General features: G+C 65.7%; 25 protein-coding genes and 1 pseudogene. 21 read left to right on the top strand and 5 right to left on the bottom strand.

Annotation, left to right across the window (positions count from 1 at the left end):
* Positions 1 to 9 precede the first annotated feature (9 nt).
* Complete coding sequence (locus CVN68_RS18180; RefSeq protein ID WP_100283451.1) at positions 10 to 1374, bottom strand: methyl-accepting chemotaxis protein; 1365 nt, start codon at positions 1372 to 1374, stop codon at positions 10 to 12.
* Positions 1375 to 1385: 11 nt separating this feature from the next.
* Entirely contained in the window at positions 1386 to 2711 is a 1326-nt protein-coding gene (locus CVN68_RS18175; protein ID WP_199560321.1) for a methyl-accepting chemotaxis protein, read from the bottom strand.
* Positions 2712 to 2915: 204 nt separating this feature from the next.
* Between CVN68_RS18175 and sdhC the strand changes: the two genes are divergently transcribed.
* The 6 genes from sdhC to CVN68_RS18145 all read left to right on the top strand — a co-directional run bounded on the left by sdhC (position 2916) and on the right by CVN68_RS18145 (position 8421).
* Positions 2916 to 3338: a succinate dehydrogenase, cytochrome b556 subunit gene (gene sdhC, locus CVN68_RS18170; protein ID WP_100283450.1), complete on the top strand. Its 423-nt coding sequence runs from the start codon at positions 2916 to 2918 to the stop codon at positions 3336 to 3338.
* On the top strand, positions 3331 to 3720 hold the full coding sequence (gene sdhD / locus CVN68_RS18165) for a succinate dehydrogenase, hydrophobic membrane anchor protein (protein WP_100283449.1): 390 nt from the start codon (positions 3331 to 3333) through the stop codon (positions 3718 to 3720). Before sdhC ends, sdhD begins: the two co-directional genes overlap by 8 nt.
* Complete coding sequence (sdhA, locus tag CVN68_RS18160) at positions 3720 to 5522, top strand: succinate dehydrogenase flavoprotein subunit (RefSeq protein ID WP_100283448.1); 1803 nt, start codon at positions 3720 to 3722, stop codon at positions 5520 to 5522. Before sdhD ends, sdhA begins: the two co-directional genes overlap by 1 nt.
* A 33-nt stretch (positions 5523 to 5555) precedes the next feature.
* Positions 5556 to 6779, top strand: a complete 1224-nt coding sequence (locus CVN68_RS18155; RefSeq protein ID WP_158298950.1) for a hypothetical protein — start codon at positions 5556 to 5558, stop codon at positions 6777 to 6779.
* 63 nt (positions 6780 to 6842) lie between these two features.
* Positions 6843 to 7805, top strand: coding sequence for a C13 family peptidase (locus CVN68_RS18150; protein ID WP_233503419.1), 963 nt, complete (start codon positions 6843 to 6845; stop codon positions 7803 to 7805).
* A gap of 37 nt (positions 7806 to 7842) precedes the next feature.
* A complete protein-coding gene (locus tag CVN68_RS18145; RefSeq protein WP_100283446.1) occupies positions 7843 to 8421 on the top strand; it encodes a ClpP family protease in 579 nt (192 codons plus the stop codon).
* Positions 8422 to 8425: 4 nt separating this feature from the next.
* Here CVN68_RS18145 and CVN68_RS18140 read toward each other — a convergent pair whose 3' ends face one another.
* Positions 8426 to 9169 carry an SDR family NAD(P)-dependent oxidoreductase gene (locus CVN68_RS18140; protein ID WP_100283445.1) on the bottom strand — a complete coding sequence of 248 codons (744 nt, stop codon included), beginning with the start codon at positions 9167 to 9169 and terminating at the stop codon, positions 8426 to 8428.
* A 140-nt stretch (positions 9170 to 9309) separates the two neighbouring features.
* Here CVN68_RS18140 and CVN68_RS18135 point away from each other — a divergent pair, with 140 nt between their 5' ends.
* The 5 genes from CVN68_RS18135 to CVN68_RS18115 all read left to right on the top strand — a co-directional run bounded on the left by CVN68_RS18135 (position 9310) and on the right by CVN68_RS18115 (position 13921).
* Entirely contained in the window at positions 9310 to 9603 is a 294-nt protein-coding gene (locus tag CVN68_RS18135) for an ArsR/SmtB family transcription factor (RefSeq protein ID WP_233503418.1), read from the top strand.
* An 83-nt stretch (positions 9604 to 9686) separates the two neighbouring features.
* Entirely contained in the window at positions 9687 to 10469 is a 783-nt protein-coding gene (locus CVN68_RS18130; RefSeq protein ID WP_100283444.1) for a succinate dehydrogenase iron-sulfur subunit, read from the top strand.
* The gene (locus CVN68_RS18125; RefSeq protein WP_100283443.1) at positions 10466 to 10918 is read left to right on the top strand and encodes a PaaI family thioesterase; all 453 of its coding nucleotides are present in this window, start codon (positions 10466 to 10468) and stop codon (positions 10916 to 10918) included. Before CVN68_RS18130 ends, CVN68_RS18125 begins: the two co-directional genes overlap by 4 nt.
* Positions 10915 to 12027, top strand: a complete 1113-nt coding sequence (gene zapE / locus CVN68_RS18120) for a cell division protein ZapE (RefSeq protein ID WP_100283442.1) — start codon at positions 10915 to 10917, stop codon at positions 12025 to 12027. The genes CVN68_RS18125 and zapE overlap by 4 nt, the downstream gene beginning before the upstream one ends.
* 58 nt (positions 12028 to 12085) lie before the next feature.
* Entirely contained in the window at positions 12086 to 13921 is a 1836-nt protein-coding gene (locus CVN68_RS18115) for a glycoside hydrolase family 2 protein (protein ID WP_100284508.1), read from the top strand.
* 30 nt (positions 13922 to 13951) lie between these two features.
* Here the strand turns inward: CVN68_RS18115 and CVN68_RS18110 are convergent, their stop codons facing one another.
* The gene (locus CVN68_RS18110) at positions 13952 to 14497 is read right to left on the bottom strand and encodes a winged helix-turn-helix transcriptional regulator (RefSeq protein WP_158298949.1); all 546 of its coding nucleotides are present in this window, start codon (positions 14495 to 14497) and stop codon (positions 13952 to 13954) included.
* A 59-nt stretch (positions 14498 to 14556) separates the two neighbouring features.
* On the opposite strand from CVN68_RS18110, the gene CVN68_RS18105 reads away from it, so the two are divergent.
* From CVN68_RS18105 to CVN68_RS24065, 9 genes and pseudogenes are all read left to right on the top strand, one after another.
* Entirely contained in the window at positions 14557 to 14982 is a 426-nt protein-coding gene (locus tag CVN68_RS18105; RefSeq protein ID WP_100283440.1) for a VOC family protein, read from the top strand.
* 211 nt (positions 14983 to 15193) lie between these two features.
* Entirely contained in the window at positions 15194 to 16156 is a 963-nt protein-coding gene (gene mdh / locus CVN68_RS18100; protein WP_100283439.1) for a malate dehydrogenase, read from the top strand.
* A 4-nt stretch (positions 16157 to 16160) separates the two neighbouring features.
* Positions 16161 to 16799 carry a hypothetical protein gene (locus CVN68_RS18095; RefSeq protein ID WP_100283438.1) on the top strand — a complete coding sequence of 213 codons (639 nt, stop codon included), beginning with the start codon at positions 16161 to 16163 and terminating at the stop codon, positions 16797 to 16799.
* Positions 16800 to 16804: 5 nt separating this feature from the next.
* Complete coding sequence (gene sucD, locus CVN68_RS18090; RefSeq protein ID WP_100283437.1) at positions 16805 to 17689, top strand: succinate--CoA ligase subunit alpha; 885 nt, start codon at positions 16805 to 16807, stop codon at positions 17687 to 17689.
* Positions 17690 to 17748: 59 nt separating this feature from the next.
* The gene (locus tag CVN68_RS18085) at positions 17749 to 20679 is read left to right on the top strand and encodes a 2-oxoglutarate dehydrogenase E1 component (protein ID WP_100283436.1); all 2931 of its coding nucleotides are present in this window, start codon (positions 17749 to 17751) and stop codon (positions 20677 to 20679) included.
* 91 nt (positions 20680 to 20770) lie between these two features.
* Positions 20771 to 22000 (top strand): 2-oxoglutarate dehydrogenase complex dihydrolipoyllysine-residue succinyltransferase, encoded by a 1230-nt coding sequence (gene odhB / locus CVN68_RS18080; protein WP_100283435.1) that lies wholly within the window; start codon positions 20771 to 20773, stop codon positions 21998 to 22000.
* Positions 22001 to 22132: 132 nt separating this feature from the next.
* A pseudogene (locus tag CVN68_RS18075) lies at positions 22133 to 22401 on the top strand (GIY-YIG nuclease family protein).
* 95 nt (positions 22402 to 22496) lie between these two features.
* A complete protein-coding gene (gene lpdA / locus CVN68_RS18070) occupies positions 22497 to 23897 on the top strand; it encodes a dihydrolipoyl dehydrogenase (protein WP_100283434.1) in 1401 nt (466 codons plus the stop codon).
* A gap of 200 nt (positions 23898 to 24097) precedes the next feature.
* Positions 24098 to 24448 (top strand): DUF2314 domain-containing protein, encoded by a 351-nt coding sequence (locus CVN68_RS24065; protein ID WP_233503417.1) that lies wholly within the window; start codon positions 24098 to 24100, stop codon positions 24446 to 24448.
* Here CVN68_RS24065 and CVN68_RS18060 read toward each other — a convergent pair.
* Complete coding sequence (locus CVN68_RS18060; protein WP_100283432.1) at positions 24428 to 25093, bottom strand: YoaK family protein; 666 nt, start codon at positions 25091 to 25093, stop codon at positions 24428 to 24430. The genes CVN68_RS24065 and CVN68_RS18060 overlap by 21 nt on opposite strands.
* Positions 25094 to 25171: 78 nt before the next feature.
* Between CVN68_RS18060 and CVN68_RS18055 the strand changes: the two genes are divergently transcribed.
* Positions 25172 to 25804 (top strand): trimeric intracellular cation channel family protein, encoded by a 633-nt coding sequence (locus tag CVN68_RS18055; protein WP_100283431.1) that lies wholly within the window; start codon positions 25172 to 25174, stop codon positions 25802 to 25804.

Below are 25804 nucleotides of genomic sequence, written 5' to 3'. Positions count from 1 at the left end.
GCGCCAAGATCAGGCGGCGACCGAATTCGAGAAGGTCTCCGCAGCGGCACGCAGCTGGTTGAGCCGGTCGTCGACTTCGGCGACGTCGTGCTGGAGGGTGTCGATCTCGCTGGTCACCGTCTTGGTGTCCTCGCGGATCGCGCCGATCGTCGCCGACATCGAATCGGCGGCGAGCGCAGTCTCGTCGACTGCGGCTGTGATCGCGGTCACGGTCTGCGCCTGGACTTCCATCGCGGTGCGGATGCGGTTGGCGCTTTCCTGCACTTCGTTGACCGTCGAGCGGATCGAGGCGTTGGTCTCGACCGTCGACCGCGTCGCCGACTGGATCGAGGCGATCTTGGCGGCGATGTCGTCGGTCGCGCGGGCGGTCTGGCTGGCGAGGCTCTTCACTTCCTGCGCCACCACTGCGAAGCCACGACCGGCATCGCCGGCACGCGCCGCCTCGATCGTAGCGTTTAACGCGAGCAGATTGGTCTGACCGGCAATGTCGCGGATCAGCCCGAGGATCGATTCGATCGACTTGGCGTGATCGGAAAGCATCTCGGACATCCCCACGGCAGCCCCCGCCTGGCCCGAGGCGCGCGTCGCGATATCGGCCGCGGCCTCGACTTCCATCCGGGCGTCCTCGATCGCGCGGATCAGTCCGGCCGCGGTCTGCGCGGCTTCGCGCATCGCGACCGCCGATTGCTCGGCCGCCGCGGCGACTTCGCTGGCCTTGCCCAGCATGCCGCGCGCCGAATTCGACGCGCCCTGCGCCTGGACGCGGATGCGGTTGCCCAGCGCCGTCGCGCCTTCGATCGATTCGCTGATGCTGGCGCGGAAGCGCGCCGAGCTGTCGCGCCGCTCTTCGCTGACCTGGGCCGCGTCGGTGGCGCCGAGATGGCCCGCCATCAGATCGGCCTCGGCCATCGCAAGGCGCTGCACCACGTCGCAAAGCCGACCGAGCCGATCGGCATCGGAGACCTTTTCGCGCAGCACCGCCATGGTCGCGCTGTGCGCATAGGCGAAGGAGGCGAGCACCGCGGGCAACGGCACCCCGCCTTTATAGGTCTCGGCCGCATAGCCGCACGCCATCTCCACCCACGCCTCGGTGAACGGACTGCCATATTTCAGCTGCGAATAGCGCGCGCCGAGCTGGACCTGTTCCTCGAAATTACGTGCGTCCTCGAATGCTGCGCGCATCGGCGCGCTCGCCGGCAGGACGATGAAATGCTTCCAGAAAGCGCGGGAGATATCCTCGTGATGTCCCTCGAGCAATTGGCTGATCTCGGCACAGGCAGGCAATACCGCCTCGTCCCAGTCATAGACCCGCCGATGCTCCTCGACCGAGCGGGTTCCCCCGCTCCAACGTCCCGGTTCGCGCCGTCCCACCATTTGCGTCTCTCCTAGGCCGCGACTTTCGATACGAAGTCGCTGGCGCTGAACTTTAGCGTGCCGAGCTGGGCGTCGAGGGCGGCGAAGCCCTGACCCACCCGGTCGATTTCGGATGCCACGGTCTCGGTATCCTCGCGGATCGCGCCGATCGTGGCGGACATCGAGTCGGCGGCGAGCGCAGTCTCGTCGACTGCGGCGGTGATCGCCGTCACCGTCTGTGCCTGCACCTCCATTGCGGTGCGGATGCGGTTCGCGCTTTCCTGCACTTCGGCGACGGTCTCGCGGATCGAGGCATTGGTCTCGACCGTGCTGCGCGTCGCCGACTGGATCGATGCAATCTTGGCGGCGATGTCGTCGGTCGCGCGGGCGGTCTGATTGGCAAGGCTCTTCACTTCCTGCGCAACGACCGCGAAGCCACGACCGGCATCGCCGGCACGCGCCGCCTCGATCGTCGCATTGAGCGCGAGCAGATTGGTCTGCCCGGCGATGTCGCGGATCAGCCCGAGGATCGACTCGATCGACTTGGCGTGATCGGAGAGCATCTCGGACATGCCGACGGCGGCACCCGCCTGACCCGAGGCGCGGGTGGCGATCTCGGCCGCAGCCTCGACTTCCATGCGCGCATCCTCGATCGCGCGGATCAGCCCGGCAGCGGTTTGTGCGGCCTCGCGCATCGCCACTGCCGATTGCTCGGCCGCGGCGGCGACTTCGGACGCCTTGCCGAGCATGCCGCGGGCCGAGGCCGAAGTGTGGACGGCCTGCACGCGGAGCTGATCGCCCTCGCGCGACGCGCTCTCGACGGTCAGACCGATCGAATCGCGGAAGTCGGCCGCGAGCCGGTCGCGCGCGGTCTGCGCGCTGTGCTCGCGGTACATGTTGTAGAGCTCGACCGTGATGTCGCCCTCGAGCGCCGAGAGACGCATGAGCGTATCGATCAGCCCGACGAGCCGGCTGTCATCCGAAGCAAGCCGGCGCGTCAGCACCTGCAACGCGGCGCGATCGCTGGCGCTGATCATCGACAGCAAAGCCATCGGCGGCACATCGGCGTCATAGGCCGCGGCGACCGAGCGCTCGATCGATTCGATCCATGCGCTGCCCTGCGTATCGAGGAACCGGTTCTTGAGAAATACCACGCCGATGTCGATCATCTTGGCGGTGTCGTCGGACGCCCAGCTGCGCTCATCGGCGAAGCAGCGCAGCCATTGCTGCCAATAGGCTTCGGACACCGAGTGGATCTCGGGCTCGAGCGCTTCCCAGGTTTCGCGGCTCGAACGCACCAGCGATCCCTCGACGTCGAACACGCGCAGCCGTGCGCGAATGTCGATCCGGGCGCTCATCGTGCCGGGTGCCGGCAGATCCTTGGTCGATGCCACAGTACACAAATCCCCTTGGAGCCGCCGCGGGAACTCTCGGCCGCTATTCCCTCCGCTATGGCGGGAGATTGGTTAAGAGCGGGTTAGGACCCATCGCGACTGCGCATCCCGACTTGCATCCGTTGCACTGCGGACTAAGGAAGCGGCGTCGACCCGAAAGGAATGCCCTTGGCCAACGTCCGCAACCCCGCGCGACCGCTCTCGCCGCACCTATCGATCTGGAAATGGGGCCCCTCGATGGCGGTCTCGATCGTTCACCGCGCCACCGGTTCGGGCATGGCGACCGTGGGCACGATCCTGTTCGTCTGGTGGCTGAGCGCGATGGCATCGGGGCCGGCCGCCTATGGCGCGTTCGTCGATCTGTTCACGGTCAGCTCGGGCAAGCTCAACGTGGTCGGCTACATCTTCGGCATCGGCCTGACCTTGTCCTTCTTCCAGCATATGGCATCGGGCGTCCGCCACCTGTTCCTCGACGCCGGTGCGAATTTCGAACTTGGTGCGAACAAGCGCACCGCGCTGGCGACATTCGTCGTCGCGGTGGTGGCAACTTCGGCGTTCTGGTTGTTCCTGTTGGAGAAGAGCAATGGGTGACGGCACCGAACTGGGCCGCGTCCGCGGCCTCGGCTCCGCGCATCAGGGTGCCGAGGGCTGGTGGCACCACAAGATCAGCGCCGGATCGAATCTGGTCCTCGTATTGTGGTTCCTCCTCTCGATCGCGCTGCTGCCGGCATATGATTATCCCACGATCAGCGCGTGGCTGGCCCAGCCTTGGGCCGCCGTGCCGATGATCCTGCTCGTCGTCAGCGTCTTCTATCACTTCCATCACGGCCTCACCGTGGTGATCGAGGACTATCAGCACGATCACACCCGCTTCGTGCTGCTTCTCCTGCTCAAATATTTCACCATCGCCACCGCGACGCTGGCGATCTTCTCGATCCTCAAGGTCGCCTTCACCGCCGGAGCCGCGCTCTGATGCCTGCCGCCTACAAGATCATCGATCACACCTATGACGCGGTCGTCGTCGGCGCCGGCGGTTCGGGGCTGCGCGCGACGATGGGCTGCGCCGAAGCGGGCCTCAAGACCGCGTGCATCACCAAGGTGTTCCCGACCCGCAGCCACACCGTCGCCGCGCAGGGCGGCATCGCCGCCAGCCTCGGCAACAACTCGCCCGATCACTGGTCGTGGCACATGTTCGACACCGTCAAGGGCTCGGACTGGCTCGGCGATCAGGACGCGATCGAATATATGGTCCGCGAGGCGCCGGCAGCGGTCTACGAGCTCGAGCATGCCGGCGTGCCGTTCAGCCGCAACGAGAACGGCACGATCTACCAGCGCCCGTTCGGCGGCCACATGCAGAATATGGGCGAAGGCCCGCCGGTGCAGCGCACTTGCGCCGCCGCCGACCGCACCGGCCACGCGATGCTCCACGCGCTCTACCAGCAGAGCCTGAAGTACGACGCCGACTTCTACGTCGAATATTTCGCGCTCGATCTGATCATGGAGAACGGCGCCTGCCGCGGCGTGATCGCGCTCTGCATGGAAGACGGCAGCATCCACCGCTTCCGCAGCCATGCCGTGGTGCTCGCCACCGGCGGCGGCGGCCGCGTCTATCAATCGGCGACCTCGGCGCACACCTGCACCGGCGACGGCAATGGCATGGCGCTGCGCGCAGGCATCGCGCTTCAGGACATGGAGTTCGTCCAGTTCCACCCGACCGGGATCTACGGCGCGGGCGTGCTGATCACCGAAGGCGCGCGCGGCGAAGGCGGCTACCTCACCAACTCCGAGGGCGAGCGCTTCATGGAGCGCTACGCCCCGTCGGCCAAGGACCTCGCATCGCGCGACGTCGTCGCGCGCTCGATGGCGATGGAGATGCGCGAAGGCCGCGGCGTCGGCAAGGACAAGGATCACATCTTCCTTCACTTGAACCATATCGACCCGAAAATCCTGCACGAACGCCTGCCCGGCATCACCGAGACCGGCAAGATCTTCGCCGGGGTCGATCTGACCCGCCAGCCGCTGCCGGTGACGCCGACGGTCCATTACAATATGGGTGGCGTCCCCACGAACTATCATGGCGAGGTCGTCCAGAATAAGGACGGCAATCCGGATACGGTCGTCCCCGGCCTGTTCGCGATCGGCGAGGCGGCTTGCGTATCTGTCCACGGCGCCAACCGCCTCGGCTCCAATTCGCTGATCGACCTCGTCGTATTCGGCCGCGCCACCGGCCTCCGCCTTAAGGAAATCATCAAGCCCGGCACCGCGCATGCCGCGCTGCCCGCGGGCTCGGAAGAATTCGCGCTCACCCGGCTCGACCATTTCCGCAACGCCAGGGGCGCCACGCCCACCGCCGAGATCCGCCGCGACATGCAGAAGACGATGCAGCGCCACTGCGCCGTGTTCCGCGACAGCGCCTTGCTGGCGGAAGGCGTCACGCACATGGACGAAGTCTATAAGAGCTTCGCCGATGTGGGCATCCAGGACCGCTCGCTGATCTGGAACACCGATCTGGTCGAGACGCTCGAGCTCGACAATCTGATCGGTCAGGCGGTGGTAACGATCCAGTGCGCCGCAAATCGCAAGGAAAGCCGCGGCGCCCACATGCACGAGGACTTCCCCAATCGCGACGACGCGAACTGGATGAAGCACACCGTAGCGACCTTCGGCGGCTGGGGCGGCAAGGACGGCGGCGTCGCGATCGACTATCGCCCGGTCCACGACTACACGCTCACCGACGAGATCGAGTACATCAAGCCGAAGAAGCGCGTGTACTGAGGACGGGGACACCCCGTCGAGGAGACGATGGGGATGAAACGGGGATTGATAGCGTCTTGCGTCAGCCTCGCGGCGGCGGCGCTTGCCGTCCCCGCCGCGCTGGTCTGGGCAAGCCCGGCCTGCGCTGATTCGTGGACATTGCCGGAAACCAGAACCTACCTGTTGGCAAGCAAGGGGTGCCGTCTCACGATCGTCCCTCGCGACCTCGAGAGCCAGCTCGCTTTTTTTGAGGGCAAAGTCGACCACACCGAAAAAGCTGGTCAGCGCCCCGGCGGCACGCCGCAATCCAACGCCACCCTCGAACGCCGGCTCCCGGATGGGCGGTGGGAGCGCATATGGTCGCGCGCGTTGGTTAATGACGTGGCGCCCGTCGACGCGCTGGTCAGCGATGGCATGGACTATGTCGTCACCTTCGATAATTGGCACTCCATCGGCTATGGTGACGACGCGATCGTGATCTACGATATCGCGAACGGTGGCGTCCGTACCTTTTCGGTCGAGAAGTTGCTCGGCACCGATTACTTTGCCGCGCTTCCGCACTCGGTCAGCTCCGTCCAGTGGCGCGGCGACAAGCGCATCGAGGGCGGCCAGCTTGTGATCGACGTGGTCGTGCCCGACGAATCGCGAAGCATGGGCCACGAAAATCACGTCAAGCTGGCGATCGACCTCGCATCGGGCAAGACAACCGAACGCTCGCCGGGCGCGTGGAGGGGGGCACGGACATTCGCCGAACGCGTCAACGCCGCTTCGCGGGCAGCGGAGCAAGCGAACCGCGCGGAGCGCGGCGCACCGCTGCCTGGCCCTGCGTCGCATGACGTGCTCGGATGGCACAGCTATTTGCGCGAGGCCTTCTGGCGCGTCGATCCCGACTGGATCGAAGGGTCTCCGGCGACGACGGTCCTGCTAGCGCGGCGCGCTCCGAACTATCGCGATTCGGTAAAATGGATCGGCAAGCATCTCGAAGAGAGCGGCGGAGGACCCGAGATGTTCGCAGGCGTCGACGAGGCAGATCTGATGGGGGTGCTCACAAAGGTGACCGCCCGGCTTCGTCCGGGAGCGCTGCATGGCAAACAGGTCTACATAGCAGCATCGCAGGCCGTCCATGCACGCCTCACTGCCCTCTTCGCCCCGAGTCGCGCGACGCTGGTCCTGCTCGATCCAGCCAGGCCCATCCCGCAGCGCCCGGAACGCCTCCCCCGGGCGGATGGCAGCTTGCCAACTCCGTTCGATTTTCGAAAATCCGAAGATTCACCCTAGGCCGGCAGCTTGACTTCGCGACGAGGCCCACGAGATTGGCGGTAACAATCGGGGGCATGCTGTATGCGTTTTGTGTTCCATGCATGGGTAGCAGCGGCGATGCTGCTCGCGGCTCCAGCGGCGACGCAAGTCGTACAGATCGCCCACACCAAGGAATGGCCGCAGATCCTCGGCGGCGCGAGCCAGTCCGAGATCGCCGACGCGGTGGCGCTCGGGCCGCAGCTCGAGCGTGGGCGTCCGGCCAAATGGCTGCTTTCCGACCGCCGGAATCTCCTCCGCACCGCCGATGCGCTCCTGCCGCAGCGGGCCGGGCTGGTCGACGCCTATGTCGTGTCGGTCGCGCTCGACAGCGATCCGGTATTCGGCCGCGAGGCGCGCGAGACCGCCAAGGTCCTGTCTCGCCGCTACGACGCGGCCGGGCGAACCCTTTTGCTCGCCCGCAACGGCGACGCCCCGGCGGGAAGCCTCGAATCGCTCACGCTCGCCCTCGCCCGCGTTGCCGAGGTGATGGACAAGAAGCAGGATGTGCTCGTTCTCTACGCCACCAGCCACGGCGCCAAGATCGGCATCGCCTATCATGATGGCGACGAAGGCTATGGTATCCTCTCGCCCAAACGCCTCGCCGCGATCCTCGACGAGCTCGGCATCCGCAACCGGCTGCTGATCCTCTCCGCCTGTTATTCGGGCGTGTTCGTGCCGGTCCTGTCGAACGACAACACCGTCCTGCTCACTGCCGCCTCGTCCGATCGCACCTCGTTCGGCTGTCGCGCCGAGAACGACTGGACCTTTTTCGGCGACGCGCTGATCAACCACGCATTGCGCAAGCCCCAGCCGCTCGGCGACGCACTCGTCGAGGCGCGCGACATGATCAGCGAGTGGGAAATGTCGAACCGCCTGCCGTCTTCGAACCCGCAGGTGACGGTGGGCGAAGGGGTCGAGGCGTGGCTCGCCCCGCTCGAGGCGCGCATGCCCAAGACCGCTACTGCGCCGGTCGGCGCGCCGGCGACCGACGCGCTCCAGCCGTGAGGCGGAACCGCGGCTCCCGCAAAGGGTTGCGCACGCGATGACCGACACTCAGGAAAATCGCGCCGCCCGCTACCCCCTGCTCAGCCAGCCGCACGTCGTGCTGCACGGCCCTGTGGATCACGACATGTATGCGAGCTTCCGCCGACAGCTGGCCGATGCGCCGGCCGATGGACCCTTGGTGATCGCGATCTCGACGCTCGGCGGCGATCCCGAAGTCGCCCGGCTGATGGGCGACGAACTCCGCCTGCTGCGCGACTATACCGGGCGTGAAACGCTCTTCCTCGGCAAGGTCGCGGTCTATTCGGCGGGCGCCACCTTCATGGCGAGCTTCCCGGTCGACAAGCGCTTCCTGACCCGCGGCACCCGGATCATGGTCCACGAGCGGATCATCACCAAGACCGTCGATATTGCAGGTCCGCTCAAAAGCGTCGTCGCCGGGCTCAAGGCCAATCTCCACGAGATCGAGGAATCGGTGCGGATCGAGGAGGAAGGCTTTCGCGACCTCGTCGCGGGCTCGAAGATCGCCTTCGAGGAAGTCCAGAAACGCGCGCCTTCGAACTGGTATATCGAGGCCGAGGAGGCGCGCGACCTCGGCCTCGTGCTGGACTTGATCTGAGGCTTTAGACGAAGATGCCGCCGCCCACGTCGATGGTCGCGCCGGTGATGTACGAGGCATCGTCGCTCGCGAGGAAGGACGCGACGCCGGCAATCTCCTCGGGCCGGCCATATCGCTTCAGCACGGTCAACGCGCGAATCTGATCGGCGAACTCGCCCTCATCGGGGTTCATGTCGGTACCGACGGGGCCCGGCTGGATCGCGTTGACCAGGATGCCACGGGGCGCCAGATCGTGCGCCCAGGCTTTTGCGAACATCGACGCCGCGGCCTTGCTGGCGCCGTAGACGCTGTTCCCGGCAAAGCCCGCCGTGAAGCCGCTCACCGAACTGACCAGGATCACGCGCGCGCCGTCGCTCAGATGCGGCAGCGCCGCGACCGTTCCCGCCAGCACACCCTCGACATTGACTCCGAAGACGCGGCGATAGGTTTCGAGCGATTCGCCCCCAAGTGGCGCGAATTCCGCCACGCCGGCATTGTGGACGAGGATGTCGATCCCGCCCAGCGACGCCGCCGCCTCGTCCACCGCCCGCCGCACCGCCTCGGCATCGGCAGCATCTGCCTGGATCGCCTTGCCCTTGACGCCTTCGGCTTCGATCGCCGCTACGCTTGTCTTCGCCCCGTCATGGTTGCCGGCATAGGTGATCACGACATCGGCGCCGTCGGCGGCCAGCCGTTTGGCGATCGCCGCGCCGATCCCGCGCGATCCGCCGGTCACCAGCGCGCGCTTGCCCTGAAGCTTCTTCGACATTCTACTAATCTCCAATCCCCAGCCAATCGCTTCGCCGGCTGCCGGGACAGGCAGTTATTTGGGATGCCCAACGAATAGTTCAATATTACCGAACTATGGAATTGATGAAACATTCCTATATCGGGAGTATGGATCGCCTGGTGCACCCCGACCTCAAAGACGTGAGCCTCGCTGCGGCGCTGCACGCACTCGCCGATCCGGTACGGCTGGAGATCATCGCGCGGCTGGTCGAATGCCCCTGCCTCAATGCGAGCGCTGCCTGCGGCCAGAGCACGCCGAAAAGCACCATCTCCAACCATTTGAACGTGCTGCGCGCCGCCGGGCTGGTCGAGACCAAGGTCGAGGGGCGCGAGCGGATCAACCGGCTGCGTTGCATGGATTTCGACGCGCGCTTCCCCGGGTTGCTCGCCGCGGTGCTCGCCAATAAAGGCTGAGCTTTGCGGCGCCTATGGGGTTGCGCTGCGAATGCGAAAGGCATAGCCCGCGCGCAACACCGTAGTCTCGAGGACTCCCAGGAATGGCCGATTTCCGCCTGCCCAAGAACAGCCGCATCACCAGGGGCAAGGAGCACAAGGCCGACGCGTCCGCCACGCGCGTCAAGAAGTTCAAGATCTACCGCTACGATCCCGATAGCGGCGAGAATCCGCGCTACGACAATTTCGAAGTCGATCTCGACGCCTGCGGCCCGATGGTTCTCGACGCGCTGATCAAGATCAAGTCGGAGCAGGACAGCTCGCTCACCTTCCGCCGCTCGTGCCGCGAGGGCATTTGCGGGTCGTGCTCGATGAACATGGACGGGCGCAACGGCCTCGCCTGCACCACCGCGATCGAGGACATCAAGGGCGACATCCGCATCACGCCGCTCCCGCACATGGACGTGATCAAGGACCTCGTCCCTGATTTCACGCACTTCTATGCGCAGTACAGCTCGATCAAGCCGTGGCTGCAGACAGTCTCGACCACGCCTTCGGGCAAGGAGCGGCTCCAGAGCCCCGAGCAGCGCGACAAGCTCGACGGCCTGTACGAGTGCATCCTGTGCGCCTGCTGCTCGACCTCGTGCCCGAGCTATTGGTGGAACAGCGACAAGTTCCTGGGGCCAGCGATCCTGCTCCAGGCCTATCGCTGGCTCGCCGACAGCCGCGACGAGATGACCGGCGAGCGGCTCGACCAGCTCGAGGATCCGTTCCGCCTCTATCGCTGCCACACGATCATGAATTGCGCGAACGTGTGCCCCAAGGGCCTCAATCCGGCCAAGGCGATCGCCGAGATCAAGAAGATGGAAGCCGAGCGGGCGCTTTGAGCGAATTCGTCGAGCAGCACTTCCGCTACGACGACGATCCCGATCTGCCTGGCTGGAAACGCTGGGAGATCCTCGACCAGGGGCGGTTCAACAGCTTCATCGGCGCGCTGTCGGTCAAACTCGACGGCAAGGTCGCGCGGGTCCGCACGACCTTTCGCCACCAGCATTCGAACCTGCGCGACCATATCCATGGCGGCGCGATCGCCGGCTTCATCGACATGGCATTGTTCGCCGCAGGACGCAGCTTCGGGGTGCTTAGCGGCCCCGCATCGACATTGGATATGTCGATCCAGTTCATCACCGGCGGCGCGATCGGGGTGGCCACCGAAGCGCATATCGAGCTGCTTCGCGAGACCGGCCGGCTGCTGTTCCTGCGCGGCGTCGTGGTGCAGGACGAAGTGATGGTCGCCAGCTTCCTCGGCACGATCCGCAAGCCTTCGCCCAAGTGAGCAAGGTCCTCGCCCGCTATCGCGAACTCGTCGCTGCCGGCGAGCTTCGCGCAGATGCAGAGCAGGCCGCCGCGGCCGAGCGGCTCGACCGGCTCGCGCAGGAACTCGAGGCCGTCCCCCAAAAGGGCAGCATCCTCTGGCGCGCGCTTGGCCGCAGGCCCGAGCCGCCGCGCGGCGTGTATATGTGGGGCGGCGTCGGGCGCGGCAAATCGATGCTGATGGACCTGCTGTTCGACTGCGTCCAAATCCGCCGCAAGCGCCGCGTCCATTTCCATGAATTCATGCTCGAGGTGCACCAACGCCTCAACGCCGAGCGCCAGAAGAACACCGAAGATCCGGTAATCGCGGTAGCGGAAGCATTGGTCGACGACATTCGCCTGCTCGCCTTCGATGAGATGGTGGTCAACAACCCCGCCGATGCGATGATCCTCTCGCGGCTGTTCACCGAGATGATGGCCCACGGCCTGACCGTCGTCGCCACGTCCAACCGCGCACCCGGAGAACTCTACAAGGATGGCTTGAATCGCGAGTTGTTCCTGCCGTTCATCGCACTGATCGAGGGCAAGATGGACGTGCGGACCCTCAACGGTCCGGTCGATTACCGCCTCGATCGCCTTGGCAGCATGGACACATGGCTCGTCCCCAATGGCCCCGAAGCCACCGCCCAGCTCTCCGCCGCCTTCTTCCGCCTCACCGACTATCCGGTCGAGGACCGCGCGCGGGTCCCCGCGTGCGACCTGCCCGTTCAGGGCGGCCGCGAGATTCGCGTGCCGAAATGCGTCAAGGGCGTCGCGGTCTTCTCGTTCAAGCGGCTGTGCGGCGAGGCGCGCGGCGCGCCCGACTATCTCGCGATTGCGCGCCGTTTCCACACCATCATCCTCGTCGGCATCCCACGCCTCGGTCCCGACAACCGCAACGAGGCGGCACGCTTCGTCACCTTGATCGACGCACTATACGAGAACCGGGTCAAATTGCTCGCCGCGGCCGATGCCGCGCCCGACGATCTCTATATCGCCGGCGACGGCGCGTTCGAGTTCGAGCGCACCGCCTCGCGCCTCCACGAAATGGCTTCCGACCAATATCTGGCCGAGGGGCATGGCGAGCATTAGACTGACATAAATACCGTGCTCCTGCTTTCGCAGGAATACGGTAGAGGGAGAGAGCATGATGAGACGGTTGTCGCGCGCGCTGGCCTTGCTGGTCCTGCTCCTCGCCCCCTCCGCCTTCGCCCAAGCCGTGCTCACCGGCGCCGACATGCGCCCCGCGCAGAGCCTCGACGGCGCCTGGCACTGGTCGGTCGATCCTTATCGCGACGGCAAGGCGGGCTTCCACGGCGGCATGCCGGGGGAGAGCAGCCGGCGCTGGAGCGATATCATACAGGCCGACGCCCTCGAACAGAACCCGCGCGCGCGCTACGAGTTCGACATGCAGCGCTCGCCGGTCACGCACCTCCCCGGCAGCTGGATCGGTCACGCCGCCGAGATGCGCTATTATCAGGGCCTTGTCTGGTACCAGCGGACCTTCGACGCGCGAAAGCCCGCGGCCGGCACTCGCATGTTCCTGCGCTTCGGCGCCGCCGATTACACCACCGACGTCTACCTCAATGGCAAGTCGGTCGGCAGCCACAAAGGCGGCTTCACCCCCTTCGTCTTCGATGTGACCGAGTTGCTCCGCGACGGCAGCAACCAGATCACTATCAGCGTCGATTCCGCGCGCACCGACGACGACGTGCCCCCGCCCGTCACCGACTGGGAAACCTATGGCGGCATCACCCGCTCGGTCACGTTGGTCACCGTCCCCGAGACTTTCGTCGACGACGCGTGGGTCCGGCTCGGCCGCGACGGGCGCATCCATGCCGATGTCCGCCTCTACGGGCATCAGGCGCAAAACCGTGACCTCGCGGTGCGCATTCCGGCGCTGGGGCTGACGCTGTCGGGCAAGACCGACTCGAGCGGCAGCTGGACCAGCAGCGCGCCGGCGCCGGGCATGCTCAAGCGCTGGTCGCCCGAAGTGCCGACTCTTTACGATGTCCGGATCGAGTCGGGCACCGACCTGCTGCAGGACAGGATCGGCTTCCGCACGATCGAGACGCGCGGCACGCAGATCCTGCTCAACGGCAAGCCCGTCTTCCTGCGCGGCATCTCGATGCATGAGGAAGAGCTCGGCAAGGACCCGGTCCGCGCGATCACGCCTGCCGCCGCCCGCGCACTGCTCACCGAGATCAAGCAGGGGCTGAACGGCAATTTCGTCCGCCTGGCGCATTATCCGCACAGCGAAGTGATGACTCGCATGGCAGACGAACTCGGGCTGATCGTGTGGAGCGAGGTCCCGGTCTATTGGCGCGTCAACTGGAACAACCCGGCGACGCTCGCTTCGGCCCGCCAGCAACTCCGCGAGAACATCGTCCGCGACCGCAACCGCGCCTCGATCGCCCTGTGGAGCGTCGCCAACGAAACCCCGATCGGCGACGCGCGCAACGCGTTCCTGCGCACCCTGATCGCCGATGTCCGCGCCATCGACGACAGCCGGCTGGTCACCGCGGCCCTGCTCAGCAAGCGCGAAGGCAAGGTGATGCGCATCGACGATCCGCTCGTCGCCGATCTCGATGTCATGGCGATCAACACCTATAACGGCTGGTATTCGCAGGATCCGCTTGCCGAACTGCCCAGCTTCGAATGGCGCTCGCCCGCGAACAAGCCGCTGATCTTCTCCGAATTCGGCGCCGATGCCCAGGCTGGTTACAACGACGCCGCAGCAGATCCGCACAAGTTCAGCGAAGAATTCCAGGCTGAATATTATCGCCAGACGCTGGCGATGGCGGCGAAGGTGCCGTCGCTGGCGGGGTTGAGCCCATGGCTCCTCAAGGACTTCCGCTCGCCACGCCGCCAGCATCCGGTCTTCCAGCAAGGCTGGAACCGCAAGGGGCTGATCTCGGAAACCGGGGCCCGCAAGCAGGCGTTCTTCGTGCTAGCGGAAGAGTATCGAAAGCGGGCTGGGCACTAATCCTCCCTCGCGAAGCAAGGCGGATTTCGCCTACCCAGCCATCGCCGCCGCCAGGTCCTTCCCGCGCCCGCTCAGCCCATACAGCGGCAGCGGCGGAAAGCTGCCCTCAAGTCGTCGCGTCACAAGATCGCGGCCAATCATCGTCTGAAGCGTCTGTGACAGCGCGCGCGGGGTGACCGGCGTCAATCTTGCCTGGAGTTCGCCGAAGCGGCTCCATTCAGGCGCAAGGCCGACCACCAGCGGCAGGCTCCAGCGCGGCAGATCGGCAATACCAATCCCCTGCCGCCGGCGCTCGTCCATGATCCGTTCGGACAAAGCCCCCGCCACGCGCCCCGTCTCGCTCAGCAGATATTCGGGGCGAAGCGGATGCCCATGTCCGGGATTGGGGATCACCCAGCCGCGGCTGCGCAGATGTTCGAGGCACCGTGTCAGGCTGTGCGGCGACATCGCGTAATGCCGGCCGATCACGGCGAACCGCGACCCGCCCTCGCGTGAAAGCAGCGCCATCACCGGCAGCGCCCAGCGATTGGCGCAGAGATTGCGCAAAACCTCGTCGGGAATGATGGCCGTTGACATCCTGCCCATTTCAATATCAGCTATATAAATGGAAGCATAGAGTCGAAAGGAAGAAATCGATGAACACCATCGCCCCTGCTGTCGCGGAAGCCGCTGCTTCGTCTGCAATCGCCTATGACGGCGGGCTCACCTGCGCGATCAACGTCTCCAGTCTCGATCGTTCTATTCGCTGGTATTGCGACGTGCTCGGCATGAAGCTGATTTATCGGATGGACGAGATCGCGTGGTGCGAGCTCTCGACATCGGTCTCGCGAGTGAATGTCGGGCTGTCCGAAGTCGAGCAGGTACCTGTCGGCGGCGGTGCCGTCCTTACTTTCGGGGTGACGGATCTCGATGCCGCCAAGGCCGCGCTCGACGCCGCGGAGGTGCGACAGGACGGTCCGGCGCAGGAGATCCCCGGCATGGTTCGGCTGCTCACCTTCTACGATCCCGATGGCAGCGCACTGATGTTCTATCAGGACCTGAGCGGCGCCCCGACGAGCTAAAACAGGCTGGCGAACCGCACGCTTACGCAATGGCGATGCGTGCATGAGCATACGTCCGAGATCTATTGCACTTGCGAATTAGTTGCAAAGATAATCCCTAAGCGATGCGAGTCTCGGGTTGCGGCGACTCTATTATGGGCCTAAGCCGCCCGCGTTTCAGGGGTGCCACAGCTGCGCCCCGCGGTTGCTTGACTAGCGCTTAGGAGATTCCATGGCTCGCAAGAAGATCGCGCTGATCGGCGCCGGTAACATCGGCGGCACGCTCGCCCACCTCGCGGCACTAAAGGGCCTGGGCGACATCGTCCTGTTCGACGTGGTCGAGGGCGTGCCGCAGGGCAAGGCACTCGATCTCAGCCAGTGCGGCCCGGTCGAGGGCTTCGATGCGAAGATCACCGGCACTAATGATTATGCCGACATTGCCGGTGCCGACGTGATCATCGTCACCGCGGGCGTCGCCCGCAAGCCAGGTATGAGCCGCGACGATCTGCTCGGCATCAACCTCAAGGTGATGAAGGCAGTCGGCGAAGGCATCGCCGCCAACGCCCCCGACGCGTTCGTGATCTGCATCACCAACCCGCTCGACGCGATGGTCTGGGCGCTGCGCGAATTCTCGGGGCTGCCGCACCAGAAGGTCGTCGGCATGGCCGGCGTGCTCGACAGCGCGCGATTCAGCCACTTCCTCGCCGACGAGTTCAAGGTTTCCGTCAAGGACGTCACCAGCTTCGTGCTCGGCGGGCACGGTGACACGATGGTGCCGGTGATCGAATATTCGACCGTCTCGGGCATCCCCGTCCCCGATCTCATCGAGATGGGCTTCTCGACCAGGGAGCGCATCGACGCGATCGTCCAGCGCACCCGTTCGGGCGGCGGCGAAATCGTCGGCCTGCTCAAGACCGGCTCGGCTTTCTACGCGCCGGCCACCTCGGGCATCGCGATGGCGGAGAGCTATCTCTACGACCAGAAGCGCGTGCTTCCGGCCGCGGCGCACCTGACCGGTCAGTACGGCATCGACGATCTCTATGTCGGCGTGCCGGTGATCATCGGGGCGGGCGGCGTCGAGAAGGTGGTCGAGATCAAGCTGGGCGACGAAGCCAAAGCCAACCTCACGGTCTCGGTCGACGCGGTCAAGGAATTGCTGGTGGCGTGCAAGGCCATCGACGAGAGCCTGAACTGAGCCGATGCCTCGCGGTCTGATCCTCTCCGCCTGTTTCGTTGCGCTCGCCTTTCCGGGCGTCGCTTCGGCGCAGAGCGGGGCCATGTGGACGGACGACCTCGGCCGCATGATGTCGCTCGATTTTGCCGGCGGTACTGCCACGCCGCCAGCGCCCGTCGCGATCGAACCGGCCGCCATGACCGACCTTTTCAAGAATGTATGCGTGCTCGGCGACGCGCGGGCAGTGGGCGTGAGCAAGGCGGCCGTAGCCCAGTCGCTCACACCCGTTCAGTTCGCGATGGGCGGCAAGAATCCTCCTGCGATCGGCCTTTGGCGCGGTGAGGGCGTCATCATTTCTCAGGCCGACGTCTTTCTGGGAAACAAGTCGCCGCAGTGCAACGCGACATTCTATGTCGCCGGCCTGCCTGCGAAGGACGCGGTGGTTTCCGCGATGACGGCGGCGCTCGGCGCGCCTCCGGCCAATGCCGCCGAGGCGGTGGGCAAGAACGGCAAGCCAGCCAAATGGTGGACTCCCGAATGGTCGGTCACGGCCACTGACGGAACCCCGCTGATCGCTGTCGCCCATATCACCAGGGGCGGTCGCGACATGCCGGGTGACCGCATCCAACTTTCTCTTCGCGTTGCCAGCAAAAAGGGCCGCTGAAACTCATGAGCATCCTCGTCGACAAGAACACCAAGGTCATCACCCAAGGCATGACCGGTGAGACCGGCAGCTTCCATACCAAGGCGGCGCTGGAATACGGCACGCAGATGGTCGGCGGCGTCACGCCGGGCAAGGGCGGCACCGAGCACCTCGGGCTGCCCGTGTACAACACCGTCGCCGAGGCCAAGGCGAAGACCGGCGCCACCGCGTCGGTGATCTACGTGCCGCCCCCCTTCGCAGCCGACTCGATCCTCGAGGCGATCGACGCCGAAATCCCGCTGATCGTCACGATCACCGAAGGCATTCCGGTGCTCGACATGGTCAAGGTCAAGCGCGCGCTTTCGGGCTCGAAGTCGCGCCTGATCGGCCCGAACTGCCCCGGCGTGCTGACGCCCGGCGAGTGCAAGATCGGCATCATGCCCGGCAGCATCTTCTCGCAGGGTTCGGTCGGCGTCGTATCGCGCTCGGGCACGCTGACTTATGAGGCGGTGTTCCAGACGACCAATGCCGGCCTCGGCCAGACCACTGCGGTCGGCATCGGCGGCGATCCGGTCAACGGCACCAACTTCATCGACGTGCTCGAATTGTTCCTCGCCGACGAGGCGACTCACTCGATCATCATGATCGGCGAGATCGGCGGCGACGCCGAGGAGCAGGCGGCGCAGTTCCTGATCGACGAGGCGAAGCGCGGCCGCAAGAAGCCGATGGCCGGCTTCATCGCGGGCCGCACCGCGCCTCCGGGCCGCCGCATGGGCCATGCCGGCGCGATCGTCTCGGGCGGCAAGGGCGATGCCGAGAGCAAGATCGCGGCGATGGAAGCAGCCGGCATCCGCGTCGCCGCCAGCCCCTCCGAGCTCGGCTCGACGCTGGTCGAAGTGCTCAAGGGGTAAATTGCTGCGCTCGCACGCCTATATGAGGATGTGAGCGCTACCACGGAACGGAATTGACCATGGGCTATGAGGGCCTCGACTTCGACGACATCGCCGGCGGCGTGAGCCCCGCCTTCGTCGAGACATTGTACCGCCGCTACAAGGCCGACCCGAATTCGATCGAGCCGGGCTGGCGGCAATGGTTCGAGGGCCTCGACAACACCGCCCAAGGCCCGAGCTGGGCCAATCCGCGCTGGCCGCTGAGCGAAACCGACGCGCTGACGGCAGGGCTCGACCCCACCCAGATGGAGCCCGCGCCCAAGCCGGCCAAGCCCGGCACCCTGCCCAAGCCCGCAGCCGCCACCCCGTCGCAAGACGATATCGTCAAGGCGGCGGGCGATTCGATCCGCGCGATGCTGCTGATCCGCACCTATCGCGTGCGCGGCCACCTCGCCGCCAATCTCGATCCGCTCGGGCTCGCCCGCCAGGATCTACCCGAGGATCTGCGCACCGAATATCACGGCTTCCCCGACAGCGACCTCGATCGCCCGATCTATCTCGGCGGCGTGCTCGGGCTGCAATGGGCGACCGTGCGCGAGATCATCGACATCCTGCGCGCCAATTACTGCGGCAATGTCGGCCTCGAATATATGCACATCGCCGATGTCGAGGAGCGCCGCTTCCTCCAGGAGCGGATGGAAGGCAAGGACAAGGCCGTCACCTTCACGCCCGACGGCAAGAAGGCGATCCTCTCCAAGGTGATCGAAGCCGAGCAGTGGGAGAAATTCCTCGGCCGCAAATATGTCGGCACCAAGCGCTTCGGCCTCGACGGCGGCGAAGCGATGATCCCGGCGCTGGAAGCGGTGATCAAATATGGCGGGTCGATGGGCATCCGCGAGATCGTCTACGGCATGGCGCATCGCGGCCGCCTCAACGTCCTCGCCAACGTCATGGCCAAGCCGTTCCGGGTGATCTTCCACGAATTCGGCGGCGGCTCGGCCAACCCCGATGACGTCGCCGGCTCGGGTGACGTGAAATACCATCTCGGCACCAGTACCGATCGCGAGTTCGACGGGATCAGCGTTCATATGTCGCTGGTCGCCAACCCCTCGCACCTCGAAGCGGTGAATCCGGTCGTCCTCGGCAAGTCGCGGGCGTTGCAGACGCTGCGCAGCGACCTCGTCGAGCACGAGCAGGTTCTTCCCGTCCTCATCCATGGCGACGCGGCGTTCGCGGGCCAGGGCATCGTCTGGGAGTGCCTCGGCTTTTCGGGGATCCGCGGCTACAATACCGGCGGCTGCATCCACTTCGTCATCAACAACCAGATCGGCTTCACGACGAGCCCGCAATTCGCACGCTCCTCGCCGTACCCGTCGGATGTCGCCAAGGGCGTCCAGGCGCCGATTCTCCACGTCAACGGCGACGATCCCGAAGCGGTGACCTTCGCCTGCAAGGTCGCGATCGAGTTCCGCCAGAAGTTCAAACGCGACGTCGTGATCGACATGTGGTGCTATCGCCGCTTCGGTCATAACGAAGGCGACGAGCCGAGCTTCACTCAGCCTTTGATGTACGCCAAGATCAAGCAGCATCCCCCGGTCAGCGAGGTTTACGCCAGGCGTCTCGCCGCGGAGGGCGTGGCCGATCAGGCCTTCGTCGACGAGAAGACCAGCCAGTTCACGACCTTGCTCGAAGGCGAGTTCGAGGCGGGCAAGTCGTACCTCCCCAACAAGGCCGACTGGTTCGCCGGCCGCTGGTCGGGCCTCGGCGCGCCCGCCGATGCCGAGACCGCGCGGCGCAGCGTCGATACCGGCATTGAGAAGAAATTGTTCGACAGCCTCGGCCGCACGCTGACCGAGATCCCCGCCGACCTCGAGATCCACAAGACTCTCGGCCGCGTGCTCGACGCCAAGCGCGAGATGTTCAAGTCGGGCGAGAATTTCGACTGGGCGACCGGCGAGGCGCTGGCGTTCGGCGCGTTGCTTTCCGAAGGCTTCGGCGTCCGCCTCTCGGGGCAGGATTCGGGCCGCGGCACGTTCAGCCAGCGCCACGCCGTCTGGGTCGATCAGAAGACCGAGAACAAATACGTGCCGCTGCAGACGATCCCGCACGGCAATTTCGAAGTGCTCGACAGCCCGCTGTCCGAATATGGCGTGCTCGGCTTCGAATATGGCTATGCCTCGGCCGATCCGAAAGCGCTGGTGCTGTGGGAGGCGCAGTTCGGCGATTTCGTCAACGGCGCGCAGATCATGATCGATCAGTTCATCGCGTCGGGCGAAGCCAAGTGGCTGCGCGCCAACGGCCTCGTGATGCTGCTCCCGCACGGCTATGAAGGCCAGGGCCCCGAGCACAGCTCGGCCCGTCCCGAGCGCTTCCTTCAGCTCTGCGCGCAGGACAATATGCAGGTGGTCAACATCACCACGCCTGCCAACTATTTCCACTTGCTGCGCCGCCAGATGCACCGCAATTTCCGCAAGCCTTTGGTGCAGATGACCCCCAAGTCGCTGCTTCGCCACAAGATGGCGGTGTCCCGGGCCGAGGACTTCCTCGGCGACACGCACTTCCAGCGCATCCTCTCGGATCCCTCGGCACCGGCGGATCTGGACGTGAAGCGCCTGGTGCTATGCACCGGGAAGGTCGCCTACGACCTGATCGAGGCACGCGACGCGGCGGGCGACCAGAACACCGCGATCGTCCGGATCGAGCAGCTCTATCCCTTCCCGGGCGAGCCGCTCACTGCGCGTCTCAAGCGCATGCCCAACCTCGAAGAGGTGATCTGGGCGCAGGAAGAGCCGAAGAACAACGGCTATTGGTTCTTCGTCGAGCCGTTCATCGAGCAGTCGCTGATCGATGCGGCCAGCAAGCCGCAGCGCCCGCGTTATGCCGGTCGCGCCGCGGCGGCGTCGCCCGCCACCGGCCTGATGAAGCGCCACACCGCGGAGCAGGGCGCGCTCGTCGCCGAAGCGCTCGGCCACAGCGTTCGCGAAGAGATTCGTCGGACCCGGAAATCGTAATTCCCGTCATCCCGGCAAAAGCCGGGATCTCGGGCGATAGCATATAACACCATGAGATCCCGGCTTTCACCGGGATGACGAGGTAGACAAGATGGCAGACGTTAAGGTCCCGGTCCTGGGGGAATCGATCACCGAAGCGACGCTCGGCGAGTGGCTCAAGAAGCCCGGCGACGCGGTCAAGCTCGACGAGCCGATCGCCAGCCTCGAGACCGACAAGGTCTCGGTCGAGGTCCCTTCGCCCGTTGCGGGCGTGATGGGTGACCAGTTGGTCAAGGTCGGCGACACCGTCGCAGTCGGCGCGGTGATCGCGACGGTCGGCGAAGGCGGCGGAGCCGCTGCTGCCGCACCCGCCTCTGCCCCTGCCGCACCCGCGCCCGTCGCGACCGGCGAACAGGCAGGACCCGGCGAGCAGGTCCGCGAACGCGGTGCCGACGCCGCCGCACTGTCGCCGTCGGTGCGTCGCGCGGTGCTCGAGACCGGCGTCGATCCCTCGACCGTGCAGGGCACCGGCAAGGACGGCCGGCTGACCAAGGACGATGTCGTCGCCGCCGCAGCAGCCAAGCCCGCTGCCGCTCCGGCAGCCGCGCCTGCTCCTGCTCCGGCCGCTTCGACTTCGGGAGGCCGCAAGGAAGAACGCGTCCGCATGACGCGCCTGCGCCAGACCGTCGCCAAGCGCCTCAAGGAAGCGCAGAACACCGCCGCGATGCTGACGACGTTCAACGACGTCGACATGACCGAAGTCATCGCCGCGCGGACGAAGTACAAGGATCTGTTCGAGAAGAAGCACGGCGTCCGTCTCGGCTTCATGGGCTTCTTCGTGAAGGCCGCCGTCCAGGCGCTGCGCGACATTCCCTCGGTCAACGCGTCGATCGACGGCGAAGAGATCGTCTATCACGATTATGCCGACATTTCGGTCGCAGTCTCCGCACCGCAGGGCCTCGTCGTGCCCGTCATCCGCGACGCGCAAAGCCTGTCGGTCGCCGGCATCGAGAAGACGATCGGCGATTTCGGCAAGCGCGCCAAGGACGGCACGCTCAAGATGGAAGAGATGAAGGGGGGGACTTTCACCATCTCCAACGGTGGTGTGTTCGGCTCGCTGATGTCGACTCCGATCATCAATCCGCCGCAAAGCGCGGTGCTCGGCCTTCACCGTATCGAGGACCGCCCGGTGGTCCGCGATGGCCAGATCGTCGTCCGTCCGATGATGTATCTCGCGCTCAGCTATGATCACCGCCTGATCGACGGCCGCGAGGCAGTCACCTTCCTCGTCGCGCTCAAGAATGCGATCGAGGATCCGACCCGGCTGCTGATCGATCTGTAAGATCTATCTCCATGTGCTCCTGCGAAAGCAGGAGCCCAGGATTACTAAAGGACATCGCTTGCGACTCTGGGCTCCTGCTTTCGCAGGAGCCCATGACGGGAGGCAGAAACGAAATCCGGCTGTGTCTACATCATGGCGAGCAAGCGCAACGGAACGCTCTACACCGGCGTCACCAGCGACCTCCCCGGACGTGTGTACCAGCAGCATCGCAACGGATTGGTGGAGGGCTTCACCAAACGGCACGGCTGCAAGCTCCTCGTCTGGTACGAGGCACATGACGATCTCGATGCAGCTCGCCTTCGCGAGCTGCAGATAAAAAATGGAAGCGGGCTTGGAAGATCGAACTGATCGAACAACATAATCCGCAGTGGAAGGATTTGTACGGGACGTTGTTTGGCTAGTCGTGCTCCTGCGAAAGCAGGAGTCCAGAGCCACAAGCGGCGCCCTTCGTAACCCTGGGCTCCTGCTTTCGCAGGAGCACAAGTGGAGCAAGTAGATGGCAGACGGCAATTACGACTTCGACGTCCTCGTGATCGGCTCCGGCCCCGGCGGCTATGTCGCTGCGATCCGCGCCGCGCAGCTCGGCCTGCGTACCGGTTGCGTGGAATCGCGCGAGACGCTGGGCGGTACCTGCCTCAACGTCGGCTGCATCCCTTCCAAGGCTTTGCTCAACGCCTCCGAGAAGTTCTACGAAGCCGCCTCGGGCGCGCTCGCCAAGCATGGCGTCAAGCTGGGCAGCGTCGAGCTCGATCTGCCGGCGATGATGGCCGACAAGGCGAAGGCGGTCACCGGCCTGACCGGCGGTATCGAATTCCTGTTCAAGAAGAACAAGGTCGAATGGGTGAAGGGTCTGGGCACCTTTATCGACGCACACACGGTGCAGGTCGGCGAGCGGAAAGTCACCGCGAAGAACGTCGTCATCGCCACCGGATCGTCGGTGACCCCGCTCCCCGGCGTCGAGATCGACCAGAAGATCGTCGTCGATTCGACCGGCGCGATTGCGCTGGAGAAGGTCCCCGAGCATCTCGTCGTGATCGGCGGCGGTGTGATCGGGCTCGAGCTCGGCTCGGTCTGGCAGCGCCTCGGCGCCAAGGTTACGGTCGTCGAGTTCCTCGACCAGCTGCTCCCCGGCATGGACAGCGAGGTCCGCAAGGAAGCCGCCAAGATCTTCAAGAAGCAGGGCATGGAGATCAAGCTCTCGACCAAGGTCACCGGCGTCGCCGTCAATGGCGGCAAGGCGACGGTGACGGTCGAGCCCGCCGCAGGCGGCACACCCGAGACGATCGAGGCCGATGCCGTGCTCGTCTCGATCGGGCGCAAGCCCAACACCGACGGCCTCGGCCTCGACAAGATCGGCCTCGCCACCAACCAGCGCGGCCAGATCGAAACCGACCACAGCTTCCGCACCAAGGTCGACGGCGTCTGGGCGATCGGCGACGTCATCCCCGGCCCGATGCTCGCGCACAAGGCCGAGGACGAAGGCATCGCGGTTGCCGAGAACATCGCCGGCCTCACCGGCATCGTGAACCACGATGTCATCCCGAGCGTGGTCTACACCCACCCCGAAATCGCCGGCGTCGGCCTCACCGAAGAGCAGGCCAAGGAAAAGGGCGAGATCAAAATCGGCAAGTTCCCGATGGCAGGCAACAGCCGCGCCAAGGCGATCGACGACACCGTCGGCTGGGTGAAGGTCATCGCCGATGCGAAGACCGATCGCGTGCTCGGCGCGTGGATCATCACCTCGGTCGCCGGCACGATGATCGCGCAGGTCGCACAGGCAATGGAGTTCGGCGCGACCTCCGAAGACATCGCCTATACCTGCCACGCCCACCCGACCCACAGCGAGGCGATCAAGGAAGCCGCGATGGGCGTGCTCGGCAAGCCGATCCACATCTGATGCGCCGGGCCGGCGACGGGATTAGCGGAGCTAATCGCGAGCGCCCCAGGCCCGGCCGGCCGGCGGCGCCAAAGCGCCGACCGACGACGCGGCTTTGCCGTGTCGCTATCGCCCTGTCTCTGCTCGCCCCGTCGGCATCGGCGCGCGCCCAGGACGCAACGATCGCCGTCCCTGCCGGCGATCCGGAGATGGCGGCGGCGATGAAGAAGGCGCGCGCCGGCCTCCCCGTCTTCTTCGGTCACGCCACTGCACCCGGCCCCGACGAGGGCGGGTTCATGATCAAATATGATCTGCTTCCCGGCGCGCCTTCCGAATTCATCTGGGCCGAAGTGATTTCGCACAAGGGCGACGTGACGATCGCGCGCCTGCTCAACCCGCCACACTCACCCGGTTTCACGCAGGGCCAGCAAGTCAGCGTCCGCGACAATCAGGTGGTGGACTGGGCGTGGTGGCACGCAGGCACGCTGATCGGCGGGGCGACGATGCGGGTGCTGATCGCGCGAATGCCTGCTGCCGAAGCGCGGGCGATGCTAGACCGCTTCGGCTGGTAGCACGCGTCGGTCGGCCACGCGCGCAATCGCGACGGTCAGCGCCGCCGCGATCAGCGCCGCCAGCCACAGCGCCTCCCACCCCCAGCGCAGCTGGCTCGCCGCGCCCGAGACCACCCCGGCGAGAAATCCCAGCCACAGCGCCAGATACGGCACCCAGCCCCAGCGATCGCGGTCGCCCATCAGCGCACCGGCGAGCTTCTGCCCGATCCGCACCAGCGATCCGGTCATATAGGTCAGCCCGATCGTCACTTCGCCGTCGCGATTGAACACCCCATTTTCGGTGCCCATCGCCGCGGCGAGCAGGACGAGCACCGGCGGCCCCGGCGCCACCGCCGCGACGATCGCCGCCAGTGTCAGCAAGCCCGTCACCGTCGCCATCACTGCGGTCTTGTGCCGCGCGCCCGCTGCGCGGACGAGCACGCTCGACACGATCACTCCACCCACGAAGCTCAGGATCAGCCCGCCCGCCACTGCCGCGTCGCTGCCGATCCCCTGGCCCAGCCCGACTCCCAGCCGCGTCGAATTGCCGCTCATGAACGAGGCGAAGAAACCGCCAAGGCTGGTGAAGGCGAGCGCATCGACGAACCCCGCGAGCGCGGCGAGGCAGACGGCGACGGCGATCAACGGCGATTCAGTCCGTTCCATGCAGCCTTAATGCCGCAGCACATCGGATGCCGCCACCCCACGTTTGACCTCTCCGCGCCGACAGGGGACAATGCCGTCATGCAAGCTCAGGTCGCTGCCCAGATCGGCCCCATCCTTCCCGTGCTCGATCTATTCGGCATCGCCGTGTTCGCCGCGACCGGCGCACTCTCGGCCACGCGCCGCGCCCAGACCTTCGTCACCGTGGTGTTCTTCGCGCTGATCACCGGCGTCGGCGGCGGCACCGTGCGCGACTTGCTGATCGGCGCGCCGGTCTTCTGGGTCCATGACGCGACGTTCGCGGTGCTGATCCTCGCGGTCGCCGCGGCGATCTGGTTCACCCCGCAGCGCTGGTGGAGCGCCCGCACCTTCGACTGGCTCGATGCCCTCGGCCTCGCCGCTTATGCCGCGTTCGGCGCCGCCAAGTCGCTCGGCTACGGCATCCCGCCGGTTCCGGCCGCCTTGATGGGCGTGATGACCGCGTGCCTCGGCGGGATCATCCGCGACGTGCTGGTCGGCGAGCCTTCGATCCTGATGCGCCCCGAACTCTACGTCACCGCCGCCGCGCTCGCCTCGTCGGTCTATGTCGCGCTCAGCCTCGCCGGCCTCACGCCGCTGGCCGCCGGGCTGATCGCCGCGGCCGCCGGCTTCGCACTGCGCGCCGCCGCGATCGTCTGGAAGCTGCATCTGCCCGCCTATCGGGGAGGGCGGTAG

The sequence above is a fragment of the Sphingomonas psychrotolerans genome (assembly GCF_002796605.1).
GTDB classification, from domain to species: Bacteria; Pseudomonadota; Alphaproteobacteria; order Sphingomonadales; family Sphingomonadaceae; genus Sphingomonas; species Sphingomonas psychrotolerans.
The sequence above is the reverse complement of the archived record's forward strand: the minus strand, read 5'-3'. Positions and strand labels throughout refer to the sequence as shown.

Coding starts and splice junctions, on each gene's coding strand:
- CVN68_RS18180 (WP_100283451.1), bottom strand. CDS start 1,374: ATGGTGGGACGGCGCGAACCGGGACGTTGGAGCGGGGGAACCCGCTCG.
- CVN68_RS18175 (WP_199560321.1), bottom strand. CDS start 2,711: ATGAGCGCCCGGATCGACATTCGCGCACGGCTGCGCGTGTTCGACGTC.
- sdhD (WP_100283449.1), top strand. CDS start 3,331: ATGGGTGACGGCACCGAACTGGGCCGCGTCCGCGGCCTCGGCTCCGCG.
- sdhA (WP_100283448.1), top strand. CDS start 3,720: ATGCCTGCCGCCTACAAGATCATCGATCACACCTATGACGCGGTCGTC.
- CVN68_RS18155 (WP_158298950.1), top strand. CDS start 5,556: ATGAAACGGGGATTGATAGCGTCTTGCGTCAGCCTCGCGGCGGCGGCG.
- CVN68_RS18150 (WP_233503419.1), top strand. CDS start 6,843: ATGCGTTTTGTGTTCCATGCATGGGTAGCAGCGGCGATGCTGCTCGCG.
- CVN68_RS18145 (WP_100283446.1), top strand. CDS start 7,843: ATGACCGACACTCAGGAAAATCGCGCCGCCCGCTACCCCCTGCTCAGC.
- CVN68_RS18140 (WP_100283445.1), bottom strand. CDS start 9,169: ATGTCGAAGAAGCTTCAGGGCAAGCGCGCGCTGGTGACCGGCGGATCG.
- CVN68_RS18130 (WP_100283444.1), top strand. CDS start 9,687: ATGGCCGATTTCCGCCTGCCCAAGAACAGCCGCATCACCAGGGGCAAG.
- CVN68_RS18115 (WP_100284508.1), top strand. CDS start 12,086: ATGAGACGGTTGTCGCGCGCGCTGGCCTTGCTGGTCCTGCTCCTCGCC.
- CVN68_RS18110 (WP_158298949.1), bottom strand. CDS start 14,497: ATGTCAACGGCCATCATTCCCGACGAGGTTTTGCGCAATCTCTGCGCC.
- CVN68_RS18105 (WP_100283440.1), top strand. CDS start 14,557: ATGAACACCATCGCCCCTGCTGTCGCGGAAGCCGCTGCTTCGTCTGCA.
- mdh (WP_100283439.1), top strand. CDS start 15,194: ATGGCTCGCAAGAAGATCGCGCTGATCGGCGCCGGTAACATCGGCGGC.
- CVN68_RS18095 (WP_100283438.1), top strand. CDS start 16,161: ATGCCTCGCGGTCTGATCCTCTCCGCCTGTTTCGTTGCGCTCGCCTTT.
- sucD (WP_100283437.1), top strand. CDS start 16,805: ATGAGCATCCTCGTCGACAAGAACACCAAGGTCATCACCCAAGGCATG.
- CVN68_RS18085 (WP_100283436.1), top strand. CDS start 17,749: ATGGGCTATGAGGGCCTCGACTTCGACGACATCGCCGGCGGCGTGAGC.
- odhB (WP_100283435.1), top strand. CDS start 20,771: ATGGCAGACGTTAAGGTCCCGGTCCTGGGGGAATCGATCACCGAAGCG.
- lpdA (WP_100283434.1), top strand. CDS start 22,497: ATGGCAGACGGCAATTACGACTTCGACGTCCTCGTGATCGGCTCCGGC.
- CVN68_RS24065 (WP_233503417.1), top strand. CDS start 24,098: ATGAAGAAGGCGCGCGCCGGCCTCCCCGTCTTCTTCGGTCACGCCACT.
- CVN68_RS18060 (WP_100283432.1), bottom strand. CDS start 25,093: ATGGAACGGACTGAATCGCCGTTGATCGCCGTCGCCGTCTGCCTCGCC.
- CVN68_RS18055 (WP_100283431.1), top strand. CDS start 25,172: ATGCAAGCTCAGGTCGCTGCCCAGATCGGCCCCATCCTTCCCGTGCTC.